Origin of the sequence: Streptomyces sp. NPDC057638, from assembly GCF_042800315.1 — a bacterium.
Taxonomy (GTDB): domain Bacteria; phylum Actinomycetota; class Actinomycetes; order Streptomycetales; family Streptomycetaceae; genus Streptomyces.
This window is the reverse complement of the sequence record NZ_JBHVHF010000345.1, coordinates 1-7,579: the sequence shown is the minus strand read 5'-3', so window position 1 is coordinate 7,579 and position 7,579 is coordinate 1. Positions and strand designations below refer to the sequence as shown.

The window sequence follows — 7,579 nt, the reverse complement described above, 5'->3', positions numbered from 1 at the left end:
CCTCAGGGGCGCGGGCCATTCGCGTACCGTTCCGGCCGCCGTCGGCGGCCGGGATCACAGCGCGGGCGATCCCTGCGGCTGCGGTGTCATGCCGAGCGTGGTCGTGTACTGCGACAGCACCAGCTTGCCGATCGCCGGGTACGCCCCCAGCACCTCCGACGTGGCGCAGCCCGCTTCCTTGGCGGCGGCGTCGAGCAGCCCCTCCGGCAGTTCGGGCCCGATGACACAGGGCGCCAGCGCGAGCTGGGACGAGCCGGACTCCCGCAGTCGCTCGGCGACCGTGGCGACCGAACCCTCCGCGTTCGGCGCCGCGTCCAGGGCCGCCGCCATCACCGGTACCGCGAGCCGCGCGGCCAGCAGCATGCCGGTGATCCCGGCGGCCTGCACCGCCTCCTCGCCGCCGACCGTGGTCAGGACGATGCCGTCGGCGGCGGTGGCGACGGTGAAGAGCCGGGCCCGGTCGGCGCGGGCGAGCCCCGCCTCCGAGAGGCGGACGTGCAGGGCCTCGGCGAGCAGCGGATGCGGACCGAGGACCCCCGCCAGCCCGGGCTCACCGGGGCTCTGGGCCACGGACTCGCGGATCCGCTCCATGACGGCGCCGTCGGGTCCGGCGAGCAGCGGCACCACCACGGCGGCGGGCCCTCGCGGCGGTTCGACCTCACGGCCCGCGGCGGTGGCGATCTCGTACCGCTCGGTGCGCCGGGCGGAGATGAGGGTGAGTACGGCCTCAAGCGAGGGGAACTCGGCGTCGTCGCCCTCCAGGTACCCGATGCCGACATCGAGCCCCGGCAGCTCGGAACGGGCGATGCTTATGACCTCTTCGGCCAGTCCCCGAGTGGTGGGCGCGATGGCCCCGGGCACGGCGAGGACGAGGGCGGGCGCGCCCTCGGGAGCGACCACGGGTTCCGGGCGGCGGTGCCGCCCGGACTGGCGGGGTCGCGGCATTCGTACGGGCAGGCCGGATGCGGGCCCAGTGGGGGAGCTCATGGCGCCGCATGCTACTGGCTTTGGCGGCCTCCCTGTTCGGGGAGGGGGCGGTCAGGCGTTATCTGTCCGTGTTTGTCCGACGGATATCGTCTGTCTGGGTACTGTTCCGTCTTATCTGCCCCGCTCTGCTGGGAGTTCACTAGCGGGCGCAAGGGGGAGCGGATGCTTCCTCTTCTCTCCCCGCAAGCAGCCCGGTTTTTGCTGGAATCCCCGGCTCCGCCCTCGGTCGGGTCCCGGGGAACATCACTCCGCGTCGACAGGGCCGACCGGGCCGACAGGGGAGCCGGGTTCCCCCGGGAGATGGAGCAGGAACGGGTCCCGGGGCAGCCGCAGCGTGCCCGTCGCCAGCGCTTCCGCCACGACGACGGCCCCGGCCAGCGGATCCCCGGCCGCCGCGACCCGTCGCGCCGACGGCAACCGCCGTGTCAGTTCCGCCTCCAGCGGTACGAGCAGGGGCTCGCCCAGCTTCACCAGCCCGCCCGTCAGCGCGACCGCCACACCGTCAGCGGTCCCGGCCGACCCACCCCCGCCCGGCGCCGCGGCCGCGCCGCGCTCCGGTTCGTCCCTGGGACAGACCGCCTCGGCGGCCTCCGCGATATGACCGGCAGCCCGGCCCAGGATCGCCGTCGACACGGCGTCACCGGCCCCGGCGCAGCGCGCCACTGACGGGGCGAAAGCGGCCAGCACGGCGGGCCGGTCCTGGCGCGGATAGAGCGCTCCCGGCACCTCACGCGCCGATCCGAACCGCTCCTCGACGGCCGCGAGCAGCGCGGGCGAACCGCCCGCCCGGCCGTCATGGGCCCGCAGCGCCGCCTCCAGACCGGCCCGTCCGATCCACGCGCCACCACCGCAGTCACCCAGCAGATGCCCCCAGCCATCGGCACGCCGCCAGCGGGTCAGCTCGGTCCCCATCGCGATCAGACCCGTGCCCGCCGCCACGACGACCCCGGGGCGCTGGCCGAGCGCGCCCGCGTACGCGGTCACGGAGTCGGAGGCGAGCGCCAGTCGGCGGACGCCGAGGGAGCGCTCCAGAGCGCCCGGCAGCTCGGCCCGCAGCCGGGCGCCGAGCGTCGCCATCCCGGCCGCTCCCACGGCCAGCGCCGCCGGTTCACCGCCTCCGGCGCGCTCCAGCAGGCCGCGGGCCATCGGCAGCAGCAGTTCCAGCAGATGGTCCGCGTCGATACCGCCGTCACCGGTACGGACGGGGGTACGGGACTGAAGGGTGCCCAGCTCCGTACCGGTGGCGGGCTCCCCGGCGCCGACCGCCACCCGGGCGAGCCGGACCCGCAGGCCCGAGCCGCCCGAGTCCACACCGAGGACCAGGGCAGCGGTCACGGCAGTTTCCATTCGACGGGCTGGGCTCCCTGACGCGCCAGCAGGTCATTGGCGCGGCTGAACGGCCGCGAACCGAAGAAGCCGCGATCGGCCGACATGGGGGAGGGGTGCGCCGACTCGACCGCCGGGAGCTGCCCCAGCAGCGGGCGCAGATTGCGTGCGTCGCGGCCCCACAGGATCGACACCAGCGGTGTGCCCCGGGCCACCAGCGCCCGGATGGCCTGCTCGGTGACCTCCTCCCAGCCCTTGCCCCGGTGGGCGGCGGGCTTGCGGGGGGCGGTGGTGAGCGCCCGGTTGAGCAGGAGTACGCCCTGCTGGGTCCAGGGGGTCAGATCACCGCTGGAGGGGCGGGGGTGGCCCAGATCGGCGTGCATCTCGCGGAAGATGTTCTCCAGGCTGCCGGGCAGGGGCCGCACCTCGGGCGCCACGGAGAAGCTGAGCCCCACCGCGTGTCCCGGTGTCGGATACGGGTCCTGGCCGACGATCAGCACCCGCACCTCGTCGAACGGCTGCTGGAAGGCGCGCAGTACGTGCGCCCCGGCCGGGAGATAGGTCCGTCCCGCCGCGATCTCCGCCCGCAGGAAGTCCCCCATCGCGGCGATTCGCCCGGCCACCGGCTCCAGGGCGTGCGCCCATCCCGGCTCGACAATGTCCTTCAAAGGTCGCGCAGTCACGCCGTCACTCTAGTGGGGCAACGCGCACGCCCGGCCCCGCTTCCGGACCAGCCGGAGGGCCGCTCCGACGGCCCTGGCCGATCTCCGCCGGGCGCGGGGGCGGGCCGTGGCGCGGCCCGGCGGGGTCCTCCGCCGGAAACGGGCCGGGACCGGGCGCGGGGCCGGGTGCCCCAGCGTTGTCATGGGTCGCCGAGACCCCCCGGATGCCTGGCGGTACGGAGGCGCCCACCCCGCGCCTCGTGGCCCGGGTAGGGGTGCCCGGGAGGAGTGCCCCCGTCCCAGGCCCCCGCCGCCTGCCCCGGCCCGATCCCTCAGCGGCTCCCTAACCGTGCGCGGCGGCCAGCAGGCCCGCCCAGTCGGGGATCTTGACCGAGCGGCGGCCCAGGGCCAGTCCCAGCGCCGACTCCGCCGCCATGATCGACTCCCAGCCGGACCACAGCACCGGCCGGTGGCCCGAGGAGCGCAGCTCGGCGAGGGGGTCGTCCGCCACCGTACGGGCGGCCAGGGCGTCCGCGTCCGCCAGCAGGGAGGCCACCGTCTCCTTGGCGCAGGGACGGTTGGTGCCGATCACCCCGGTGGGTCCGCGCTTGATCCACCCCGCGACGTACTCGCCGGGGGACGGCTCGCCGTCGCGCAGCACCCGTCCGGCGGTGTGGGGCACGGTTCCCGGCCGGGCGTCGAAGGGGAGGCCGTCCAGCGGGACCCCTCGGTAGCCCACGGCCCGCAGGACGAGCTGGGCCTCGATGTCCTCGTACTCCCCGGTGCCCCGCACCCCGCCGGTACCGTCCGGGGCGGTCCGCTCGAAGCGGACGGCGCCGACGCGTCCGCCGTCCGCGAGCAGCTCCACCGGGCGCAGGAAGAAGCGGGCGTGGATCCGGCGGTCCCGGCCGTGGTCGGCGGTGCCGTCGGCCCAGCCCCGGACCACGTCCAGATTGCGCCGTGCGGGGCCGGGCAGGGCCGCCGCCACCTCACGGGAGGCGTAGGCGGGATCGAGGGCGAGGTCGGCGGGGGAGACCAGGACGTCAGCCGAGGGCAGGGCGCCCAGTTCCCGCAGTTCCTTGGTGGTGAACTTGGCCTGGGAGGGGCCCCGGCGGCCGATCATGTGGACATCGCGGACCCGGCTCAGCGCCAGCGCGCCGAGCGCGTCCTCGGGGACGTCGGTGGGGCGCAGCTCGTCCGCGCCCCGGGCCAGGATCCTGGCGACGTCCACGGCGACGTTGCCGACGCCGATCACCACGGCCGAGCGTGCGGAGAGGGCGAAAGCGTCGCCGGAGGCGTCCGGGTGGGCGCTGTACCAGGCGACGAAGTCGGTGGCCGAGTGGCTCCCCGGCAGATCCTCACCGGGGATGCCCAGTCTGCGGTCCCGTGCGGCGCCCACGCAGTACACCACCGCGTGGTAGAGCCGCAGCAGCGTGTCGGGGGCCAGCCCATGGCGGCCGACCTCGACATTGCCGACGAAGGAGATCCGTTCGTGCTCCAGCACGGCGCGGAGGGTGTTCTGGAGGGACTTGATCTTCTCGTGGTCGGGGGCGACCCCGTAGCGCACGAGTCCGTAGGGGCAGGGGAGCCGGTCCAGCACATGGACCTGGACGCCCGGGACCAGATCCTGTGCGACGAGCTCCTGGGCGGCGTAGACACCACTGGGGCCCGATCCGACGACGGCGACGCGAAGCACGGCTGCACTCCTTCCACCGGAGGTAGTCCAGCATGGCACCGGCGCGCGGGGCTGGGGAGACGGCGCGGGCAGATGGAGGGGCGCGTGGCCGATGTGGCCGCATCCTCAGGGCTTCCCGCGCCCCCTCCGCTTCCCGCCCCCTCGTGGCTTCCGCGCCCTCTCCGCTTCCCGCGCCCGTCGCGATCCCGTCCCGCGCGGGCCCAGCGAGATCCGGACGACAGGCCCCGGCCCCGGGGCGTCACAGGGCGCGCATACGGGCGACCTCCGCCGACTGCTGGGCGATCACCTCGCTCGCCATCTCCTCGACTCGGACGTTGTTTCCCTTGGTCAGCGCCTCGGTGGCCATCGTGACCGCGCCCTCGTGGTGGGTGATCATCAGCTTCAGGAAGAGCGCGTCGAAGGCGGCTCCCTTGGCGGCGCGCAACTGGGCCAGCTGGGCCGGGGTCGCCATACCGGGCATGGCGCCGTGGGCGTGATCACCGTGGTGGTCACCGCCCTTGGGCCGGTGCTTGGCGTTGATTTCCAGCCAGCCCTCCATGCCGCCGATCTCGGGCCCCTGGGCCGCGGAGACGCGCTCAGCCAGCCGTTTGACCGAGATGGCACCCGCCCGCGACGGGACGAGCGCGGTCATGGTCAGCGCCTGTTTGTGGTGCTCGATCATCATCTGGGTGTAGGCGAAGTCCGCCGCGTTGGGGGTGTCGTCGGGCAGCGCCTCGGCGACCTCGTCGGCGGGTATGCGGCTGGCTTTCTCGCCGGGCAGGCCCGGTGCCACCACGGTCGCGCCCTTCTCCTCGGCGGCCTTGCCCTGGGCGGACGAGGGCTCCGACTCACAGGCGGCCAGGGCGAGTACGGCGGCGGCGACCGCCCCGGCGATGACCGAAACCCGCCCCCTTCTCGCCGCCCGGGCCCGGTCGGCCCCTCTGCTCCGGCTGCGGTTCCCCACGGAGACCTCCTGCGCCCTATGGGCGGTTCGCTGCTCTTTGTCGCCCGCATGGCGACCTCTCAACGACTGTCCTAGCACGTTTATTTACGGAGATGATCAAAAACTTTCATTACGGCTCTGTTTCCATCTTTTGATCTGTCCATGCAAAGGACGATACTGCCGGGGTCCGTGAACCGTTCAACCAGGAACGGGCATTCAAGGGAGGCCGGAGTGACCCTGTTGCACACCCCGCGTAAGCGGCGCAGACACCTGGGCGTGGCAGTCGCCGCGGCCGGGATGTTCGCCGCTCTGTTCACGGCCGCCCCCGCGGCGGCCACCCCCGACCCCGGGGAGAAGGTCACCTCGAAGCCGGTCACCTCGGGCCAGGAGGCCCAGGCGCGGTCCGCCATCGCGAGCGGCCGGATACCCGGCGTCGACGAGATCGTCAAAAGCCCCAACATCGAACATCTCGTGAACGTCCCCAAGGGGGCGTTGAAGAGCCTCAACACGGATATCTCGTTCCAGGGCACGTACGCCTACGCCGGCAACTTCGACGGCTTCACCATCTACGACATCAGCAACCCGAGGGCGCCGAAGACGGTCTCCGAGGTCCTGTGCTCGGGCGGCCAGAACGACATCTCGGTCTCGGGCGATCTGCTGATCCTCTCCACCGACTCCTCGCGTACCGACAGCTCCTGCCAGAGCCAGTCGCAGTCCGCCACGATCAAGGAATCGTGGGAGGGCATCAAGATCTTCGACATCAGCGACAAGCGGAACCCGAAGTACGTTGCCGCTGTCGAGACCGCCTGTGGTTCGCACACCAACACCATCGTGCCGGACCGCGACAACGTCTATGTCTATGTCTCCTCCTACGGGCCCCAGGCGGTCTTCCCGGACTGCCAGCCGCCGCACGACGGCATCTCCATCGTCAAGGTGCCCCGCAAGGCCCCGGAGCAGGCGAAGGTGATCGACTTCCCGATCCTCTTCCCGGACGGTGGCTACCCGGGCGACCCGGCCAACCCGGTCGCCTCCAAGACCTCGGGCTGCCACGACATCACGGTGCTCCCCTCCGAGGACCTGGCCGCCGGTGCCTGCATGGGTGACGGCATCCTCTTCTCCATCAAGGACCCCGAGCGTCCGAAGGTCATCGACCGGGTCCAGGACTCGGTGAACTTCGCTTTCTGGCACTCCGCCACCTTCAACCAGAAGGCCAACAAGATCGTCTTCACCGATGAGCTCGGCGGCGGCGGCTCGGCCACCTGCAACGAGAAGGTCGGCCCCAACCGCGGTGCCAACGGCATCTACGACATCGTGGGCAAGGGTGACAAGCGCAAGCTCGTCTTCCGCAGCTACTTCAAGATCGACCGCCACCAGGCCGACGTCGAGGTCTGCGTCGCCCACAACGGCTCGCTGATCCCGGTCAAGGGCCGTGACCTGATGGTCCAGGCCTGGTACCAGGGTGGTCTCTCCGTCTGGGACTTCACCAACTCCGCCAAGCCGAAGGAGATCGGCTTCTTCGAGCGCGGCCCGGTCAGCACCAGCCGGGTGACCACGGCGGGCCCGTGGTCGTCGTACTACTACAACGGCTTCGTCTACTCCAACGACATCGCCAAGGGTCTGGACGTGCTGAAGATCAACGACCGGCGCACCGACCCGGCGAAGCGGGTGAAGCTGGACGAGCTCAACGCGCAGACCCAGCCGGACTACTTCGACCGGGACGACGATGACGACGATGACGAGGGCGACGACGACTGACCGTCACCTCTGATCCCGGCGTCCGGTTCCGGCGGCTGAGTCTCAGCGCCTGAACCTCCGTACCCATGGCACACGTCCGGCCCGCGGTCTGGGACATGAGCTCCGGGCTAGGTCGTTACCGGCGTCCCGGTGTCCGCGCCGAGGACGCTGGGCCGGGCTCGGACACGAGTGGCGGTGTTCCCGTCGCCCGTGCCGGGCCCGGCCATGTTCCGGCCGCAGGCCCCCATGGCC

At 72.4% G+C, this 7,579-nt stretch carries 6 protein-coding genes; 1 reads left to right on the top strand and 5 read right to left on the bottom strand.

Going from position 1 to position 7,579, the window contains the following annotated elements; translation table 11 throughout:
• Positions 1–54: 54 nt before the first annotated feature.
• The 5 genes from ACFVIM_RS30355 to ACFVIM_RS30335 all read right to left on the bottom strand — a co-directional run bounded on the left by ACFVIM_RS30355 (position 55) and on the right by ACFVIM_RS30335 (position 5,614).
• The gene (locus ACFVIM_RS30355) at positions 55–987 is read right to left on the bottom strand and encodes a sirohydrochlorin chelatase (protein WP_384308063.1); all 933 of its coding nucleotides are present in this window, start codon (positions 985–987) and stop codon (positions 55–57) included.
• A 243-nt stretch (positions 988–1,230) separates the two neighbouring features.
• A complete protein-coding gene (locus ACFVIM_RS30350) occupies positions 1,231–2,334 on the bottom strand; it encodes an N-acetylglucosamine kinase (RefSeq protein ID WP_384308061.1) in 1,104 nt (367 codons plus the stop codon).
• On the bottom strand, positions 2,319–2,996 hold the full coding sequence (locus ACFVIM_RS30345) for a uracil-DNA glycosylase (RefSeq protein WP_384308058.1): 678 nt from the start codon (positions 2,994–2,996) through the stop codon (positions 2,319–2,321). Before ACFVIM_RS30345 ends, ACFVIM_RS30350 begins: the two co-directional genes overlap by 16 nt.
• Before the next feature lie 322 nt (positions 2,997–3,318).
• On the bottom strand, positions 3,319–4,671 hold the full coding sequence (locus tag ACFVIM_RS30340) for an FAD-dependent oxidoreductase (RefSeq protein WP_384308055.1): 1,353 nt from the start codon (positions 4,669–4,671) through the stop codon (positions 3,319–3,321).
• Positions 4,672–4,909: 238 nt separating this feature from the next.
• Positions 4,910–5,614: a DUF305 domain-containing protein gene (locus ACFVIM_RS30335; RefSeq protein WP_384308052.1), complete on the bottom strand. Its 705-nt coding sequence runs from the start codon at positions 5,612–5,614 to the stop codon at positions 4,910–4,912.
• 210 nt (positions 5,615–5,824) lie between these two features.
• On the opposite strand from ACFVIM_RS30335, the gene ACFVIM_RS30330 reads away from it, so the two are divergent.
• The gene (locus tag ACFVIM_RS30330) at positions 5,825–7,348 is read left to right on the top strand and encodes an LVIVD repeat-containing protein (protein ID WP_384308049.1); all 1,524 of its coding nucleotides are present in this window, start codon (positions 5,825–5,827) and stop codon (positions 7,346–7,348) included.
• Positions 7,349–7,579 lie beyond the last annotated feature (231 nt).

What these genes read in the sequence shown, in the direction of transcription:
- ACFVIM_RS30355 (WP_384308063.1), bottom strand. Translation starts at nt 987, where the DNA reads ATGAGCTCCCCCACTGGGCCCGCATCCGGCCTGCCCGTACGAATGCCG.
- ACFVIM_RS30350 (WP_384308061.1), bottom strand. Translation starts at nt 2,334, where the DNA reads ATGGAAACTGCCGTGACCGCTGCCCTGGTCCTCGGTGTGGACTCGGGC.